At 52.1% G+C, this 16,808-nt stretch carries 15 protein-coding genes; 3 read left to right on the forward strand and 12 right to left on the reverse strand.

Annotated features, from left to right (window positions below; genetic code table 11):
- Positions 1–14: 14 nt before the first annotated feature.
- From ACFQ0N_RS21100 to ACFQ0N_RS21130, 7 genes are all read right to left on the reverse strand, one after another.
- Positions 15–938: an ABC transporter ATP-binding protein gene (locus ACFQ0N_RS21100; protein ID WP_379329855.1), complete on the reverse strand. Its 924-nt coding sequence runs from the start codon at positions 936–938 to the stop codon at positions 15–17.
- 196 nt (positions 939–1,134) lie between these two features.
- Positions 1,135–4,173, reverse strand: coding sequence for a glycoside hydrolase family 2 TIM barrel-domain containing protein (locus ACFQ0N_RS21105; protein WP_379329857.1), 3,039 nt, complete (start codon positions 4,171–4,173; stop codon positions 1,135–1,137).
- A gap of 25 nt (positions 4,174–4,198) precedes the next feature.
- The gene (locus ACFQ0N_RS21110; RefSeq protein WP_379329859.1) at positions 4,199–5,968 is read right to left on the reverse strand and encodes a glycoside hydrolase family 36 protein; all 1,770 of its coding nucleotides are present in this window, start codon (positions 5,966–5,968) and stop codon (positions 4,199–4,201) included.
- A gap of 160 nt (positions 5,969–6,128) precedes the next feature.
- The gene (locus ACFQ0N_RS21115; protein WP_379329861.1) at positions 6,129–6,431 is read right to left on the reverse strand and encodes a hypothetical protein; all 303 of its coding nucleotides are present in this window, start codon (positions 6,429–6,431) and stop codon (positions 6,129–6,131) included.
- 2 nt (positions 6,432–6,433) lie between these two features.
- Positions 6,434–7,630 carry a macrolide family glycosyltransferase gene (locus tag ACFQ0N_RS21120; protein ID WP_379329863.1) on the reverse strand — a complete coding sequence of 399 codons (1,197 nt, stop codon included), beginning with the start codon at positions 7,628–7,630 and terminating at the stop codon, positions 6,434–6,436.
- Between the two features lie 862 nt (positions 7,631–8,492).
- Entirely contained in the window at positions 8,493–9,329 is an 837-nt protein-coding gene (locus ACFQ0N_RS21125; protein ID WP_379329865.1) for a TrmH family RNA methyltransferase, read from the reverse strand.
- Between the two features lie 6 nt (positions 9,330–9,335).
- On the reverse strand, positions 9,336–10,001 hold the full coding sequence (locus tag ACFQ0N_RS21130; RefSeq protein WP_379329867.1) for a potassium channel family protein: 666 nt from the start codon (positions 9,999–10,001) through the stop codon (positions 9,336–9,338).
- 145 nt (positions 10,002–10,146) lie between these two features.
- On the opposite strand from ACFQ0N_RS21130, the gene sspI reads away from it, so the two are divergent.
- Entirely contained in the window at positions 10,147–10,410 is a 264-nt protein-coding gene (sspI, locus tag ACFQ0N_RS21135; protein ID WP_379329869.1) for a small acid-soluble spore protein SspI, read from the forward strand.
- On the opposite strand, the gene ACFQ0N_RS21140 is transcribed toward sspI, so the two are convergent.
- The 5 genes from ACFQ0N_RS21140 to ACFQ0N_RS21160 form a co-directional block, all read right to left on the reverse strand.
- Positions 10,403–11,578 (reverse strand): alpha-D-ribose 1-methylphosphonate 5-triphosphate diphosphatase, encoded by a 1,176-nt coding sequence (locus ACFQ0N_RS21140; protein WP_379329871.1) that lies wholly within the window; start codon positions 11,576–11,578, stop codon positions 10,403–10,405. The genes sspI and ACFQ0N_RS21140 overlap by 8 nt on opposite strands.
- A 139-nt stretch (positions 11,579–11,717) precedes the next feature.
- Positions 11,718–12,797 carry a Gfo/Idh/MocA family protein gene (locus ACFQ0N_RS21145; protein WP_379329873.1) on the reverse strand — a complete coding sequence of 360 codons (1,080 nt, stop codon included), beginning with the start codon at positions 12,795–12,797 and terminating at the stop codon, positions 11,718–11,720.
- Between the two features lie 33 nt (positions 12,798–12,830).
- Positions 12,831–13,475, reverse strand: coding sequence for a ThuA domain-containing protein (locus tag ACFQ0N_RS21150; protein WP_379329875.1), 645 nt, complete (start codon positions 13,473–13,475; stop codon positions 12,831–12,833).
- A gap of 31 nt (positions 13,476–13,506) precedes the next feature.
- Positions 13,507–14,670, reverse strand: coding sequence for a Gfo/Idh/MocA family protein (locus tag ACFQ0N_RS21155; protein ID WP_379329877.1), 1,164 nt, complete (start codon positions 14,668–14,670; stop codon positions 13,507–13,509).
- A gap of 26 nt (positions 14,671–14,696) precedes the next feature.
- On the reverse strand, positions 14,697–15,740 hold the full coding sequence (locus ACFQ0N_RS21160) for a LacI family DNA-binding transcriptional regulator (protein WP_379329879.1): 1,044 nt from the start codon (positions 15,738–15,740) through the stop codon (positions 14,697–14,699).
- Between the two features lie 160 nt (positions 15,741–15,900).
- Between ACFQ0N_RS21160 and ACFQ0N_RS21165 the strand changes: the two genes are divergently transcribed.
- Both ACFQ0N_RS21165 and ACFQ0N_RS21170 read left to right on the forward strand, forming a co-directional pair.
- Positions 15,901–16,245 carry a TM2 domain-containing protein gene (locus tag ACFQ0N_RS21165; protein ID WP_379329881.1) on the forward strand — a complete coding sequence of 115 codons (345 nt, stop codon included), beginning with the start codon at positions 15,901–15,903 and terminating at the stop codon, positions 16,243–16,245.
- 10 nt (positions 16,246–16,255) lie between these two features.
- Positions 16,256–16,687 (forward strand): NINE protein, encoded by a 432-nt coding sequence (locus tag ACFQ0N_RS21170; RefSeq protein WP_379329883.1) that lies wholly within the window; start codon positions 16,256–16,258, stop codon positions 16,685–16,687.
- Positions 16,688–16,808 lie beyond the last annotated feature (121 nt).

Here is a 16,808-nt window from a genome sequence, read left to right on the forward strand (position 1 = left end):
AGCAGAAATTCCGTCTACTCATCGCGCAGCTTCGTCCCTGTTAATGCAAGAAACACTTGTTCAAGCGACGGTCTGACGATTTGCAGTTGATCGACGGACATGCCGCGCTCCAGGCAAAGCTGCGCAACGGTCTGGATCGTCTCCAGTACGGTATCCGTCTCAATCCGCCACCCCCGGCCTTCCTTCGCAATTTTGTTCATTCCGGGAGCTTGCGGAAGGTCATCCATTCCAGCCGCCTCCACATAGACGGCATTGCTGCCATAACGGCTCAGCAACGATCCCAGCTCTCCCTGGGCGATGACTTTTCCGTGATCGATGATGGCGATATCGTCGCATAGCGCCTCGACTTCTTCCATATAGTGCGTGGAGTAGACAATCGTAACCCCTTCCTTCTTAAGCTCCCGAATCAGGCCAAAAATATGGTTCCGCGATTGCGGATCGATGCCGACCGTCGGCTCATCCAAAATAATCATCGCCGGCTTGTGCAGCAGCGAGGCAGCAATATTAATGCGTCGTTTCATTCCGCCGGAGAATGTGCCCACCACATCCTTGCGACGCTCCGCCAAGCCTACGCGTTCAAGTATTTCGTCAATGCGCTGCTTGAGCAGCGCGCCGCGCACGCCGTTCATTTCGCCGAAGAAGACGAGGTTATCGTAGGCGCTAAGCTTTTCATAAAGGGTGATCGATTGGGGAACATAACCGATTTTTCGCAAAATCTCGCTGCGCTGCTGCTGTATGGACATGCCAAAAATATTGGCCGAGCCTCCATCGGCTGAAATTATGCCCGCCAATATTTTCATCGTGGTTGATTTGCCGGCGCCGTTCGGACCGAGCAATCCGAAGCAGGAGCCCTGCTGGGCCGCAAAAGATACTTCCTCCAACGCTTTTTTGTTTCCGTACGATTTCGTCAATTGCTGCACTTGCAAAGCGTCGCTCATTCATAAACCCTCCAACTAATAAGATTAGTGCTAGTTCCTATGTACTGAGAGCATTGTACCATTTCGCGCATATGGATACACTTCTTCTTCACTAAAGATTTATTAAAAAACAAGCCACCGCCCAAGCAGCTATCTGGCGTGTAATATAAAAAAAGGCGGGCAGAATTCAATCTGCCCGGCCTTTTTTCGACTATGCTTAATAGTAATCTTCTTTAAATACAGGGTTAATCGTCAAGCCAAACTCAAATTCCTTCTCGCTCAACCGGTACGGCTCCAGCAGCTCGGGACCGCAGGAATTCGAGCCTACGCCGCTCATCTTGTAATCAAGATGGACGATCGTTTCCTTCCGCTTGACCAGCTCATAGGAATGAGATGCCTGCGTCAGATCCTCTGGCGCATAATGTGCTGCATTGAACGAAAAATGCTCATCTGCCTCGAAAGCCAGTCCCATCCCAAGCGCATTCGAGACAACCGCCCGCTCCGTATCAAAGCGCGACCCGTTTTCTTGCGGCATAATATAGTCCTCGAACATTTCGTCAACCGTTAATTGATAGCGTCCTTTCCTCACACTATGATGTTTATCAATATAGCTTTCATGCGGGCCGCCTCCCACATAATCAACTTCTTCCATCCCTTGCGGCATCGTCAGGCGCAGCCCGAAACGCGGCAGGAACTCTAGATCTTCCCTGACCTTCACTTTCACCTTCAGCCTGATCGCGCCCATTCCGTCAATCTGCCAAACCGCTTGACCGTGCAAATAAGGGTAACGGATATAGCCGGACAATGAAAAGTCGACTTCAATCACTACGCCGCTCTCCTCCAGCATTTTCCATTCGGAGCGATATGTTTTGCTGCGGGCCCGGTCAAAGCCCTGCTCGATCCACTTTTTCTTCACTTGCATATCGTTATCGACCGGAGCGCGCCAAATACTAAAGGCTGTAGGTGCGGCAATCATCGGAACGCCATGCCTGCTGATAGCGATGAACGCCCCTGCATTTAAATCAAAGACATGACGAAAATCAAATCCTTCCACCGTAAGCAGCCCGTCGTGCTCGGAAGCCTGAATGGCGGACGTCTTTGGCGCCTGAGAAGCAGCAGAAACAGGCTTATCCAGCACCAGCGCAAATTGCTTGAACATAATCTCATGCCCGATGTCCGCCCAGCGCGTCTCTTCCTTCTGCCAGCACGTCAGCGTCAAATAAGCGGTTCCTGCTCTCTGCGCCGCAAGCGGCCATTCGTACGTCAGCTTAACCTCTTGCGTTTGCTGCGGTTCTGCATCCAACTGATATACGGCGCCCTGCTGGACGATTTCGCCCTCCTGTTCAATTTTCCAGCTGAGGCCGATATGCGCTAAATTGATAAAATCGTACAAATTCGTAATTTTGATCCGGCCAGAGGCAAGCTCCACAGCTTCAATGCGAATCGGAGCAATCACCTGCATCAGCTCAAGCAGCCCGGTATGCGGCTTGCGGTCAGGCGAAACAAGGCCGTCGATGCAAAAATTGCCGTCATTCGGCTTGTCGCCAAAATCGCCGCCATAAGCAAAATAGGCCGTGCCGTCCGCTTTGGCCGTTTTGATGCCATGGTCGCACCATTCCCATACACAGCCGCCCATCAGCTTCGGATAGCGGTAGATGACATCCCAGTAATCCTTCAAGTCTCCCGGACCGTTCCCCATGGCATGGCTGTACTCGCACAAAAACAGCGGCTTGTCATTGTCCTCGTTCCGGGCATAGCTTTCAATATCGGCTATTGCCGCATACATCCGGCTTTCGACATCGAGGCATTCAACGTGCGGATTTCCCCGGTTTACCGGCGCCGCACCTTCATAATGAACAGGCCTTGAGTTGTCCCTTGCCCGTGTCCATTCTGCCATCGCAATATGATTTTCCCCATACCCGGATTCGTTGCCCATCGACCACATGATGACGCATGGCTGGTTTTTATCCCGTTCGACCATACGGACGGCCCGCTCTACAAATGCAGCTTTCCACTCCGGATTGACCGACAGCTTGTGCAAGGCCCCTTCCGCCCAATTTTCTGCGATCCCGATGCCGTGGCATTCCAGATCAGCCTCGTCGATCACATAAAATCCGTATTGGCTGCACAGCTCAAGAAAGCGCGGATCGTTCGGATAATGCGCCGTACGAATCGTATTGATATTGTGCCGCTTCATTAAATGCAGATCTTTGATCATATGCGCAAGCGGGATCGTCTGCCCCAATTCCGGATGAGAGTCGTGGCGGTTCACCCCTTTCAGCTTGACCGGCCGGCCGTTAACGGTAAATACACCGCCCGCAATTTCAATGCGCCTGAAGCCTACTGAAAACCGGATGACCTCGTCGCCGCCGGACACATACAGCTGGTACAAATACGGCCGCTCCGCATTCCAGAGCTGCGGATTGACCACGACAATTTCTATGGCCCCTGCCCCATCTACAACTGCGGCTCCCTCGCCGATCCGCTTCCCTGCGGCATCCTGCAGCTCCGCCTTTACCTCCATACGGCCTGTCGTTTCTATTTCAACTTTCAACTTGGCCTCATCGAAATGAGCCGACAACTGCTGTCTGGCAAACACATCGCGAATATGCGACCGCTCCCGCGCAAGCAAATAGACGTCCCGGAAAATACCGGAGTACCGCCATGCGTCCTGATCCTCCAAATAAGTGCCATCGCACCATTTGAGCACCATTACGGCGATCCGGTTGCGGCCTGGGCGTAAATAGGAGGAAAGATCGAATTCGGCCGGAACCCGGCTCCCTTGGCTGTAGCCGGCAAAGCTGCCGTTAACCCATAAATAGAAGCAGGAGTTTACGCCTTCGAAAACGATATATTTGTCCTTGCTTTCCCACTCTTGCCGCATATTGAATTCGCGCACATACAGACCGGCCGGATTTTCATCGGGAACGTACGGCGGGTCGCAAGGAATCGGATAATTGACATTGGTATAATGCAGCTGATCATAGCCATTGATTTGCCAGCAGGATGGGACCAGCAAGCTATCCCAGTCGCTGACATCGGTATTTTCCTTATAAAAGCCGTCCTGTACCTGATTGACGCTGGCATAGTAGCGAAATTTCCAGCTGCCGTTTAAAGTTTCATAAAAAGGCGACTGTCCCCGCTTATTGGCCCTGGCGCTGGCCTGGTCAGCATAAGGAATATAGGCGGCTCGCGCCGCTTGCCGGTTAATCTGCAGCATATTCGGATTTTGCCAGTACTTCTCGAACTCAGCCATGATGTTCTCCCCTTCTTTGTCTGATCTACTCACTTGTGAGCGTAATGCTTCCTGCTTCCGGTACTTGGAGAAGATGAAGACCGGCCTGCATGGAGATCGTGCCTTGTTCGACAATTATGCCCATGCAATCTTTTATTTTGAAGCTGCGCTTTCCGCAGTTCCTGTCCGCTTCGACTGCGATCCCCTTCGTTCTCGTCCCGTTTACGAGGATGACAGTCTCAGGCAAATCGCGATTCAATGCGACGACCGTACGCAAATAGGTGACAGCGATTACTTTATTGGCGCTGCTGGCCACTACGAGCGGATACAGCAATTCCGGCTGATACGGCTCCAGGCGCCCGTCCAGCAGCACATCGCGATGCTCGCTCCAGAAGGAGAGCCAGTAGCTGACCATCTGTTGATGCCCGGCAGGCAGCCGATCGAGCAGGACGGAGATTTGCGGTACGGCAAACAGTACGTTGATCAGCTGCAGAGCCGCACTTTCCGCCGGTTCCTGCGGATGCCACATGAGCATATCGGCATGGGCCGCCGTATCGCCGCACAGCAGCCGGATGTCGATCGTCCGCACCCGGTTCTCAATCGCATCGTTCGGACAATCCGCCGCGCGGAACATATTGCCGTACTTGCGCATATACGGCCCTACATAGTTCTGCCGGAATTCGATCATCACCTCAGGGTTGATCGCCCGCAGCCTTTCCATTACATCGGTCATCAGCCGGTCAACCGCTTCCGGAACCGATACATAGTCCCGTCCGCCGCCCAGCTCATGCTTTTTCTCCTCAGGCAAATAGAAGCTGTCTACAAAATCCAGCTTTAAGCCGTCCAGCCCCCACTCGCGCATTGCGGTTTCGTAAATGTTCAACAGATATTCCCTGACTTCCGGGAAGCGCGGATCGACAACTCCCCAGCCGCGCGCGTCGATGGTGTAAAGCATTTTATCGCGAAAACGATCCCATGCCTTCGAATGGATGCCGACATACGGCACAGAGTACCAGAGCATATATTTCATGCCAAGCGCATGAACCCGATCCACATGAGCCTTCATATCCGGAATTCTGTCCGCGCTAACCTCCCAGTCGCCGCAGTAAGCATAGCCGCGCTCATTGTTCGCGGTTTGCCAGCCGTCGTCGACGATAACCGTCCCGCAGCCGAGCGCTTTCGCCAGACGGGACTGCTCCTCAATCGCTTCCGGCTTCAGCTCCTGATGAAAGCTGTACCATGTCGAATACATCGGCTCGCGTGCGGATGCAGGCACATGCGAAGGCTGCAAGCCAGCCAAGCCGCTCCACCACTGCTGCACATCATGCAAGCTGTCGAAATAAGCCTGTCCGCGCGTATCGACCCGTAAAACAGCTTCATAGCTGTCCAGCGGCGAGGCCGGCTCGGCAAATAAGGTGACCGAGCAGTGAAACACTGCCGTTTCTTCATGAACCCCCGCTTTGCACACAACCGGATTAAGCGTATCCGAAAAAGCGAAGGTCATTCGGTTCTGCCCCGCTCCGTTAAACAGACATACAACCGGCGCCGAATTGGTCGCTTTACTCGTATAGCCGCCCGTCCAATCGGGCTTCAGCCCGCGATCCCGGCAGCCGCCGGGATGCCATACCCCGTGAATATCGACGATCGGATGCTCCCAGGACAATTGAAATACGGGAGGCGTCTCTGGCTGTTCCGCTTTCAGCCGGATATGAACAAGCTCGATTCCTTCTTCCGGGGAGTGTACGGTTAAGCTAGCTTGGAAATTACCGCCATCTCCGGTTAATTGATAACCATGGCTGGATTTCGTGCAATGCATTTCTTTCTATTACCTCCTGCTATATGATCTTGATTTTCCTCGCAAAATTCACTGAAAGGGTTTACATTTTAAGGTTACATCAAGCCCGAGTAAATGAATACCCGATAGAAGGAGTTTCTTACCGGGGAAAAGAGCAGAGTTTAGAGATAGGAAGTCAATTTCATAATATAGACGTATGCGCGGTCGAAGCGGGCCGCACACGGAACGTGGTTCCGTTATCTGTGAACAAACGTGCCAAAACGGCAGGCTCGCGGACCGTGGTTCCGTTATTGGCCTGCAAGCGCCGCGAAATGCTGGCAAACTCTGCAAATAACGGATCGTGTGTCCGCGAAACTCCGAATGAGCCGGGTTTCGACCAAATAACGGATCGTATGTCCGCGTGACTCACAGTTGCCGGCTTCTGCGGCAACAAATCGTTGACTGTCGCCGCAGCTCCATTCGTAACGTCATTGCGTTCACACAAATTTAGTCGCCCCCATAAAATTCCAAAATCTCATCAACTGCCTGGCGATACCCGCCCGACTTTTGAAAGGATTCCCTAATATTCGATACAGCTTTTCGGAAAGAGGGGTCGTTTAATAGGCGATCTACGGCTTCACGCAGTTGATTGGCAGTCAAGCTTTGGGCTGGTAATTTCATACCTGCTCCGATAGCGGCAACTTGCCCGGCAATGATCGGCTGATCCGCACTTTGCGGGATTACGATCAGCGGCACCCCGTGATAGAGGCCTTCATTCGTACTGTTCATTCCGCCATGGGTAATAAATAATTTAGCGTATTTCAGCACCTCAGTTTGCGGAACATAATTTTTTACAAGGAAGTTTTTAGGAATCTCCCCCAAATCAGCTATTTGAGTTTTTTCCCCAACAGACATGACTACGGTATGATCAGTGTCCCCAAATGCCTCGAAACAAAGCTTATAGAAATCAATTGCTTGGTTAAAGACAGTACCCAGTGAAATGTAAATCGGGCTTTTATCCTTGATTGTACTAAGGTCGAAGTCTTCTGGCATTAATCGTGAAGCGATGGACGGACCTACAAATTTGTACGTTTGGTCGAATGCTTCTCCAAAAGGTTGAAACTCCCTAGTTGTATAAACGATCGTAAGTGGCGCGGGATTACAAAACACTTCATAAGGAGAGTGGATCTCGACATCATATTTATCCTTCACCATTACCGTCAAGCGGTGAAATTCATCGTTGATAGGTTGAATTATTTCAGCCGGTATTTTTTTAGAATGCTGTTCCAGCATTTCATCAAATGACGCTTTTGTTTGCGCAAAAGAAGTACAAGAATTGATCGCTGGAAGTTTAAGAATTTGGGCAAGCAAACGCCCGCAACCAAACATGGAATCGTGGATGATGTAATCAAAACGCTCTCCTTTGATCTGTTCAAGAACGCCAGGGATGACAACATCTGCCGTATGTAAAAGACCGTTAATTCTTTCGGGCAAATAATTTCTTCCACCTGAAAGAAAGGCATTGACAAATTTTTGACCGTCCAATGTCCGCACAGTTGCCCCCGTCTGCTCAATTCGCTCCCGAAAAGCTTCTATCGTAAAGTACACTACTTCTTCGCCGCGCGAAACAAGCTCTTGCACTACTCCAATAGTTGGATTGATATGTCCTTCCGATCCGCTGTTCATAAATAAAGCACGTGCCATTTCTATCACCCCTTAAGTAAATTGTACCCTAAATTGTGTCAGAGTATGGCACAGCTCAACGAACCATGTTCGTTCAAAAAACTCGTTCAGCCCAAGGAAAAGCTACGGATAAGCAGATTTAAAAAAGATACTAGACAATTTCACAATCCGCGTTTCAGTTGGCTGGAAGCACACACGGCCAAGCAATAGCCGCTCTAAGGACACTAAAGGGATTTTTTGCATTTACTTTACCTGTATATCAGGAATCACGAGGACCTACATGCATTTTCTCACTTTAGTTTGCAGTAAAATCACGAATCCCGTTCATATTGGCTAAACGAAGTACAGGTTTTCCATTTAGATCGCGAATCATCTGCTAATCCCCAGTAACTAACGACATAAAATGCAGTTTGTTGCTACTCCATGCTTCATCCTCCGTATGTTGACGGTTAGGGCTAACGAACCTGAGACACGCTATTGGCCGAAAAATCGGCTTGCTCCGCGCGTAACGAACCTCAGACACGCTATTGACCGAAAAAAGGCGGGGAAGCGGCCGATTTTCGGTGAATAACGATTGGTAGATTCGTTACAGCCTACAAGGCCCCATTTTGAGCCGAATAAGGGTTGTCCGGTTCGTTAGCGGCCCCTCCAAATCAAATCGGCCAAGCAAACAGGCAAAAAAATCACAAAATTAATAAAGCAGCAACTCCAACATTGGTTCTCGGGTTTACCTGGCTACATCAAGGGATAACTGTCTTTTTCGTGCTGCGAAAGTTGATTTATAAATTCTCATGTGGTAAGAAAAAAGACTGGATATGGGGTCGGGGGATAATAACCCTTTCGATCATTTTCCAGTCTTGAGTGAGTTGATGGCAGTGATTTTTTATGTCTTATCAATCATATACTCCCGCTGCCGCAGCGCCTCATACAGCACCACCGTCGCCGCCATCGCTACGTTAAGCGACTCCGACTTGCCCCGCATCGGGATGATGACATTGTCATCGACCAGCTGCAGCGCCTGCTCGGATAACCCGGTCGATTCATTGCCCAGCAGAAGCCAGCGTGCGCCGCGCCAGTCATAGCTGTAGCAGGTATCGCTTGCCTGCAGGCTTGTACCGACCAGCTTTACGCCCCGCTGCCGCGCCGCGGGCAGCAGTTCGCGCAAATCTGCCTCCAGCACAGGCAAATGAAACAGCGATCCCATCGTTGAGCGCACCGTTTTCGGATTGTACAGGTCGACGCAGCCTTTGCCCAATATGACCGCATCCGCTCCGACTGCATCGGCGCTGCGAATAATGGTACCGACATTGCCGGGATCGCGCACGCCGTCCAGCACAACGACGAGCACCTGCTCATGATACAGCGCGGCTGCATCCGCCCTCGGCTTGGCAACTACGCCGAATACCGGGGGAGGCGTGTCCGTTCCGGTACATTTGGCCATAACGGCAGAAGAAGCTTCGGCATATTGCCCGCCATATTGAACGCCTCCAGCCAGTAACGAAGCCAACTCCTCCGGCATGCCCCGCTCCATATCGTAGACGATCATCTCTACTTCCGCGCCGGCAAGCAGCGCTTCCTGGATCAAATGAACGCCTTCGATCAAAAACTTGCCGCTGCGATCGCGGTGCTTTTTCTCCAGCAATGCCGCCATTGCCTTAACCTTCTCATTTTGCAGAGAGGAATAAACCGCCGCTTGGCGCTGTTGATTATGAAATTGCACGACCGCTTAACCCTCCGCGTATACAAACTCTAAATGTGCCAGATCATCGTTTTTGCCGACGATAACCAGTACATCGTCTTCTTTAATCAAATCTTCCGCATATGGTGAAATATTCATCACATCGCCTGTTTTGATCGCCAGCACGTTGCACTTGAATTTGGCACGAATATCGAGCTGCTTCAAGTTCCGGCCGACAACCTTGGCAGGCGCCTTCATCTCGACGATGCTATAATCATCTGAAAGCTCGATATAATCCAAAATATTAGGCGAAATGAGATGATGCGCCACCCGCAGCCCCATATCCCGCTCAGGGAAAATGACTTTATCGGCGCCAATTTTGTTCAGCACTTTGCCGTGCAGCTCATTTTGCGCCTTGACGATGAGTCTAGGTACGCCAAGATCTTTCAAAATAAGTGTCGTCAAAATACTGGATTGAATATCTGCGCCAATCGCCACGACGACTACGTCAAAATTTCGCAAGCCCAAAGCCCGCAGCGCTTCTTCATCTGTCGTATCCGCCGTCACCGCATGAGTAACGATCCCGGAAATATCTTGAATTTTTTGTTCGTTTTGGTCAATCGCCAATACTTCAAATCCAAGATTCGACAAAGCCCCCGCTACACTGGAGCCGAATCGTCCCATTCCGATGACCGCAAACTGCTTTTTCGCCATGGCTGTTGCACTTCCTTTTTAAGTTAATTGCCTCGCTGTCCATTATACCATAACCTGTCCGTCCATTTCGCAGCCGCTCAAGGATGAAAGGCCCGAGGCAAGGACATATTAACAACAAGAACGAGCACATATGGAGGGATTTCATTTGCAAAATCTTAATTTACGGGAAGCGATTCTACAGATCGTACAAAATAAATCCAATGAAGAGCTGACCGATGTTATCGCTGATTCCATTGGAGGAGATGAACGAGCCTTGCCGGGTCTTGGCGTTTTGTTCGAACTTATTTGGCAGCATAGCGATGCCAGCGAGCAAAGCAAAATGGTGGCAACTTTGCACAGTCACTTGCATGACGGAATAGCAAGTACTGAGACAGAAGCTGGAGCTGGAGCAAACCCAAGCCCTAGCTAAATTGACTGCGTACTGCAGCCTTGTATACAGAAGAGCCGCCAACAATTGTTTGCACGATCCACGGGTGGCCTTCATAGCGATCAACAAACAGTAAATCCGCTTCGCATCCGACGGCGATCGATCCAATGCGGTCGGCAATGCCCAGCGCTTGCGCAGGATGCAGTGTCGCCATACGTACAGCTTCATGCAAAGGAACAATTTGCTCATCAGCAAGTTTAAATAGTGCGAGCAGCAGCGAGGCCGGATGATAATCCGAGCATAAAATATTGGCCGCGCCGGCAGCGATGGCATCTGCTGCTCGCATATTTTTGTCATGAGACGCGCCCCGCACGACATTGGGGGCTCCAACACATACATACATGCCCTTATCCGCCGCATAGCCGGCGCTTTCCAGATTAATCGGAAATTCGGAAACCGTGCACCCGAGCGCCCGGGACTGCTCTACCCGCTCAATTGTATCGTCATCATGCGAGGCTATGGCAATACCGCGCGACGCCGCCAGCCCGGCCAACTGCTTCAGCTCTTCCCAGTCCACCCGCTGCCTGCGCTCATTCAACTCGTCAACAATTTGCTGAACCTCATAGACATCGACGCCCTGGTTCTTCATCACATAGCGTTCAAAAGACCCCGGTTCCCTGTATTGCCCTTGCCCAGGCGAATGATCCATAAATGACAGAAAATCGATCAAGCCTTCCTCTATGTAGCGTTGAATTAGCGGCAGGCCGGTCAAATGCGAGACTTCATAGCGCAAATGGATGCCATTGCGGATGACGGAGCGCTTGCTTTTGTAAGCGTGAATCAGGTCCACCATCTCTGAAACGAGATGCTCGCCGCGCAGGCTCAGGCCCACACCAAGCGAGAGCGAATGATACATGGAGGTGATGCCATGCAGCGGCAGCTTGCGTTCAAATTCGAGCAGTGCCATCTGCAGCGGAAACAATGTATTCGGCCGCGGCTGCACCTCCTTCTCAATCGCGTCACAGTGCAAATCGATCAGCCCAGGCAGTACATAGCAGCCCGATGCATCAACAATTTCGCCATCCAGCTTCGCCCTCTGCTTTTCACTACCAGCTACAATTGCGGTTATCCGCCCATTTTCAATTTCTATATCGGCCGCTACTGTCTGCTCCGGTAGCACAACTTGTCCGCCTGTGATCCATTGTTTCATTATGAACCCCCGTCTCTTGCGATATTCATAACTTTAATTGTAGCAGAATCCGTTTACAGTTGCTTAACACAATTGCAGCTCATCGCCATACATGACAAAAAGAAGCGGAACGCAACCGTTCCGCCTCACCTCTTTGATCCTATAAAGCCGGCATCGGCTCCGGACGCTCACATTTGCTTCGCATCGTGTAATGCCTGTCATCGCGGGAGGCATCATGGAAGCCGTGCATCGCCTCCAGCACATGATAAGCCATCTCCCCGCTTGCCCGGTGCTGCCGCCCCTCCGCGATCGCCCGCGCCATATCCGCTACGCCGATACCGCGATTGTTGTCTGTATAGCCGTGCGTAAGCGGCACCTCCTCCCATTCGCCGCCGTGCCGGCGCAGCTTTACAACGCCGCCAAAGCCATTCGGGTCCGGAACGAGCAGGCTGCCCGCACTGCCGTGCACTTCAATATTCGGCAAGGATGTGCCTGCCATCGTATCAAAGCTTGTAATGAGCGTGCCGACCGCGCCGCTGGCAAAGTCCAGCACACCGGCAATATGTGTCGGCGTTTCGACCTTTATTTTTTGGCCGCGCTTCTTCTCGCTCGTTATCGTTCGCTCCGGGTAAGTGACGACAGCTGAGCCGGTCACCCGGCGGATCGGGCCAAGCAGCGTAACAAAGGCGGTCAAATAATACGGTCCCATATCGAACATCGGCCCGCCGCCCGCAGCATAGTAAAACTCCGGGTCGGGATGCCAGCTTTCATGTCCCCCGCACAGCATAAATCCCGAAACAGAAACCGGCTTGCCGATCGCGCCGTCATCGATCAGCTTGCGGCAGGTCTGAATCCCGCCGCCAAGGAAGGTTTCCGGCGCGCTTGCGACGCGCAGCCCCTTCTCGGCCGCCAATTCGAGCACCCGCTGCCCTTCCTCGCGGGTAACAGCGAGCGGCTTCTCCACATAAACATGCTTGCCAGCAGCAAGCGCTTGCATGCATACCGGGGCATGAGCCTGCGGAATCGTCAAATTGACGACAATTTCAATTTCCGGATCTGCCAGCAATTGCTCAACCGTGTATGCTTTAGCCAGACCATATTCTCTGGCCCGCTCCTCCGCACGCGCCAGCTCCAGGTCAGCCGCGGCGACCAGATCGATTTCCGGATATTTTTGCAGGTTTGAAAAATAAATGCGGCTAATGTTGCCGCAGCCGATAATGCCCGCTTTAATCGGTCTCATCGCAGGATTTCCTCCCCGTCCCTGTAAAATGAATCATGCGCGGCTTCTTGCAGCCCACAGAAATCCCCGGCGCATCAGCTCTCGCATTTGCGGCATATTTACAATATCCGCCTGATGGCCGAGCGAATTATAATAGACTTTGCCCTGCCCCCACCTTTTCGTCCAGACGACCGGCATTTTGACTCCATCGAAATCCGTCGTGGCATGAACCTTGATCGCCGGATCGACATGCATATAATATTGCTCAGAGCAAACTTCAAAATCGCCAATGCCGCTCGTTAACGGATCATCCGCTGCGGCCATATTGACATCGTAGCGCACACCGTCATTGCCTGGATGCGCCACCCACTGTCCGCCTACCATATGCTGATACTCCACCTCATTGCGGAACGAATCTCCCATCCCGCCATGACAGCCCGCTATTCCGCAGCCTGCATGGACCATGTCCAGCAGCGGCTGCAGCTGCTCGCGCTCAATCGTTCCCATCGTCCAGACCGGAACAATTAGATCGAGATCGGCCATTAATTCGGCATCTTTATAACAATCCAGCGTATCAGATACGGTTACGTCAAACTGTTCGCCGCGCAGCAGCTCTGCGAAGATCGCTGCCACCTCCCGCGGCTGGTGACCGTCCCATCCGCCCCATACGATTAACGCTTTTTTCCTGGTCATGGTCATGCCAGTCTCCGCCCTTTCTCACTCGCTCATATTAGTTCAATTCACCGACCGGCACCCATCTGCGCTCTGCAATCGACCGCTCCACCGCTTCCAGCACAGCCTGGCACTTCACGCCGTCAACGAAGCTAGGCGAAGGCTGGCGATCGTTCTTGATCGCCTGCAGCAGCTCATGGACTTCATGGGTAAAAGTATGCTCGTAACCGATTGTATGACCGGCAGGCCACCAGGCATCCATATACGCATGCGCCGGATCAGTGGCAAGCACGCGGCGGAAGCCCTGCACATCTTCGGCATCGTCAGTAAAGTAGACCTGCAGCTCATTCATCCGCTCGAAATCAAATTTAATGCTGCCTTTGCTGCCATTGATTTCGAACGCATTCGTACAGCGATGTCCCGGCGCAAAGCGGGTCGCCTCTATACTGCCTAGCGCGCCGCTTGCAAACCGCGCCATAAACAGCGTCGCATCGTCGACCGTAACAGCGCCGCGCGGCGCGTCTTTATCCCCTTTGGCGCTGAGCCCGGTCATGGCCGAGGGCAAGGGCCGATCCTTAATAAAAGTTTCACTCATGCCGATAACTTCGGAAAACTCTCCGATCAAAAAACGCGCCATATCGATAAGATGCGCTCCCAGATCGCCGTGCGAGCCGGAGCCGGCAATTTCCTTCTGCAGCCGCCAGACGAGCGGAAAGTCCGGATCAACGATCCAGTCCTGCAAGAACCAGCCGCGAAAATGATAGATCTGCCCGAGACGCCCGTCTGCAATCAGCTTGCGGGCCAGCTGCACTGCAGGCGCGAAGCGGTAGTTAAACCCGACCATATGCTTCACGCCAGCCTGCTCGGCCGCCGCCAGCATTTCCTTCGCATCGGCCAGCGACAAGGCGAGCGGCTTCTCGCAGAATACATGCTTGCCGGCAGCAGCGGCCGCCAGCGCAATTTCTTTATGCGCATCGCTCGGCGCATTAATGTCAATCAAATCAATGTCGTCTCGCGCCACCAGCTCACGCCAATCGGTTGCCGCTTCCTCCCAGCCGAATTGTGCCCGGGCTTGCTCGACACCCGCCTGATCGCGGCCGCATATCACTTTCATCAAGGGCCTCATCGTATCCGGAAAAAACATGGGCAATGCCCGGTATGCGTTGCTATGCGCCTTCCCCATAAATTTATAGCCGACCATGCCAATACGTAATGTGTTCATCAAATCGATTTCCACCTTTCGCATGATTATGACGAGGCCCGCACGACGAGCTTCACAGCAAGTCTAATATCGAAAGCCTCCTGCCGTTCCTCCTGCTCCAAACCGGCGAGCAGCCTGGACGCCGCCTCGCGTCCCATCTCAAAGAAAGGGACGGCCAGCGAAGTCAGCGGCGGATTCATCAGCCGCGCGCCTTCCGAATCGTCGCCGCCTGCAAGCGCGTAATCTGTGCCTGCCCGCAGCCCGCATTCCTCCAGGCCCTGCTGCAAGCCAATCGCCATCCGGTCATTGGCGGCAATAATCGCATCCGCTTCCCCAGCGCGGATCATGGCGGCGCAGCGTGCCGCGAGCGCATAGCCGCTCTTGCGGCTGTAGTTGCCTGTCATGACGGCCGCTGCCTCGCGTCCCGCTTCGGCCAGCGCCTGTCGAAAGCCGGCAAGCCGATCCACGCTGTTGGAGTAAACGTCCGGCCCATTCAAAAATATAATGCGGCTGCGGCCCCGCTCCAGCAAATGAGCGGTCACCTTAAAGCTGCCCAGCCGGTGGTCTGCATCGACACTGTTCACCTGCAGCCCGTCGAATCGCTGGTTAATCAGACAAAAGGGATGCTCCGCCGCCTGCAATTCCGCAATCGCCGCACGCTCTTCCGGCACATCCTGCGCACCTAAAATAATGCAGACATCGACCTTCTGCGTCTGAAACAAACGGCTATATTCACGTGGCTCATCCGGCTCCCGGAACAGCAGCAGCAAGTCGTAACCGCATTGCTTCGCGGTGTAACCAATTCCGCTCAAAATTTCCGAAAAATAATAGGTGGAAAACACGTTCACCTTCGGCAGCAAAGGCAGTACGACACCCAAATTCCCGCTCTTGCTGCGGGCAAACTGTCTTGCCAGTGCACTAGGGACATAATTAAGCTGACGCGCGGCTTCCAGCACCCGCTGGCGCGTAGCCTCTTTAATCGGCCCAACGCCGTTCAGCACGCGAGAGACCGTCGCTTCCGATACGCCCGCCAATTCTGCCACTGCTTTTCTGCGAATCGCCTTTCCCCTCCTTCCCTTCAAAATGTACACGCGTACATTTTCTCATGAGCTTCCCTTTCTGTCAACCTGCTCCATATCTCATTAAAGATTGAACAAAATTGTGCAAGAAATAGTTGTCGAAATTTGCTGCTTCCTTTATACTAAATACGCAAATATGGATATATTATGTCAAAAGGAGACTGTTCCCACGATGAGTTATAACATTGGTCTTAAAAGCCAACTCGACGCCCGTGAACTGCTCATTCTTGAACAGGAAGTGAGAAACCAGGGCAAGAACATGGTCGTTGCTTACATTCTCTGGTATTTCCTCGGCATGTTCGGCGGACATCGGTTTTACATGAAAAAAACAGGCAGCGCCGTTGCCCAGCTCATTCTTACAATTACACTGATCGGTTCCATTATAACCTTTATTTGGTGGTTGATTGATGCCTTCTTGCTGCACACCTGGGTCAAGGATCATAACCGCGACGTGGAGGGCTACTTGCTGAATCAACTGCTGTCGCAGCGTCATTTCGAAAATGCGATGAATCGCTAGGGATATCGTTATGCATTCTAAACAGGAACTAACCCTCAATGAGCTAATGGTGCTTTCGTCTGAAATGCGGCAAGTGGAAAAATCGACGGCAATCGCCTATTTAATGCTGCTTGGCGGCCATCTGGGCCTGCACCGCTTTTATTTGAAGAAAAACAATTCAGGCCTTCTTCAGCTGCTACTCTTTATTGCAGCCATACTGTTTTACTTTTTGGCGATCGTTAGTTCATCGCAGGAAGCTGAACCGTTTTTCATTCTCTGTATGGTCATGTTCGTTTTGTCCGCTATTGGCCTTACGATTTGGATCATTATCGATCTTTTTCTGCTGCCGCACATGCTGCATGAATTTAATAGCCATGTCGAGCAGGAGATTATCCAGGCCATTTTGCATCATCGGCATATGGAACAGCTAATGGGGCGCAGCAAGCCGGAACAGCATTTCTAAAACTGACTTTTATGGCAAGCTGACCTCTCTTTTGACAGAGAGGTCAGCTTGTTTAGTTACTTTTGTCAAAAAGAGCGTATAATGACACTAAGGCTTATCAAAAAGTCATCTTGCGCATAAG

Origin of the sequence: Paenibacillus sp. GCM10027626, assembly GCF_042676285.1 — a bacterium.
GTDB lineage: Bacteria > Bacillota > Bacilli > Paenibacillales > Paenibacillaceae > Paenibacillus_Z.

What these genes read in the sequence shown, in the direction of transcription:
- ACFQ0N_RS21100 (WP_379329855.1), bottom strand. Translation starts at nt 938, where the DNA reads ATGAGCGACGCTTTGCAAGTGCAGCAATTGACGAAATCGTACGGAAAC.
- ACFQ0N_RS21105 (WP_379329857.1), bottom strand. Translation starts at nt 4,173, where the DNA reads ATGGCTGAGTTCGAGAAGTACTGGCAAAATCCGAATATGCTGCAGATT.
- ACFQ0N_RS21110 (WP_379329859.1), bottom strand. Translation starts at nt 5,968, where the DNA reads ATGCATTGCACGAAATCCAGCCATGGTTATCAATTAACCGGAGATGGC.
- ACFQ0N_RS21120 (WP_379329863.1), bottom strand. Translation starts at nt 7,630, where the DNA reads ATGGCACGTGCTTTATTTATGAACAGCGGATCGGAAGGACATATCAAT.
- ACFQ0N_RS21130 (WP_379329867.1), bottom strand. Translation starts at nt 10,001, where the DNA reads ATGGCGAAAAAGCAGTTTGCGGTCATCGGAATGGGACGATTCGGCTCC.
- ACFQ0N_RS21140 (WP_379329871.1), bottom strand. Translation starts at nt 11,578, where the DNA reads ATGAAACAATGGATCACAGGCGGACAAGTTGTGCTACCGGAGCAGACA.
- ACFQ0N_RS21145 (WP_379329873.1), bottom strand. Translation starts at nt 12,797, where the DNA reads ATGAGACCGATTAAAGCGGGCATTATCGGCTGCGGCAACATTAGCCGC.
- ACFQ0N_RS21150 (WP_379329875.1), bottom strand. Translation starts at nt 13,475, where the DNA reads ATGACCATGACCAGGAAAAAAGCGTTAATCGTATGGGGCGGATGGGAC.
- ACFQ0N_RS21155 (WP_379329877.1), bottom strand. Translation starts at nt 14,670, where the DNA reads ATGAACACATTACGTATTGGCATGGTCGGCTATAAATTTATGGGGAAG.
- ACFQ0N_RS21165 (WP_379329881.1), top strand. Translation starts at nt 15,901, where the DNA reads ATGAGTTATAACATTGGTCTTAAAAGCCAACTCGACGCCCGTGAACTG.
- ACFQ0N_RS21170 (WP_379329883.1), top strand. Translation starts at nt 16,256, where the DNA reads ATGCATTCTAAACAGGAACTAACCCTCAATGAGCTAATGGTGCTTTCG.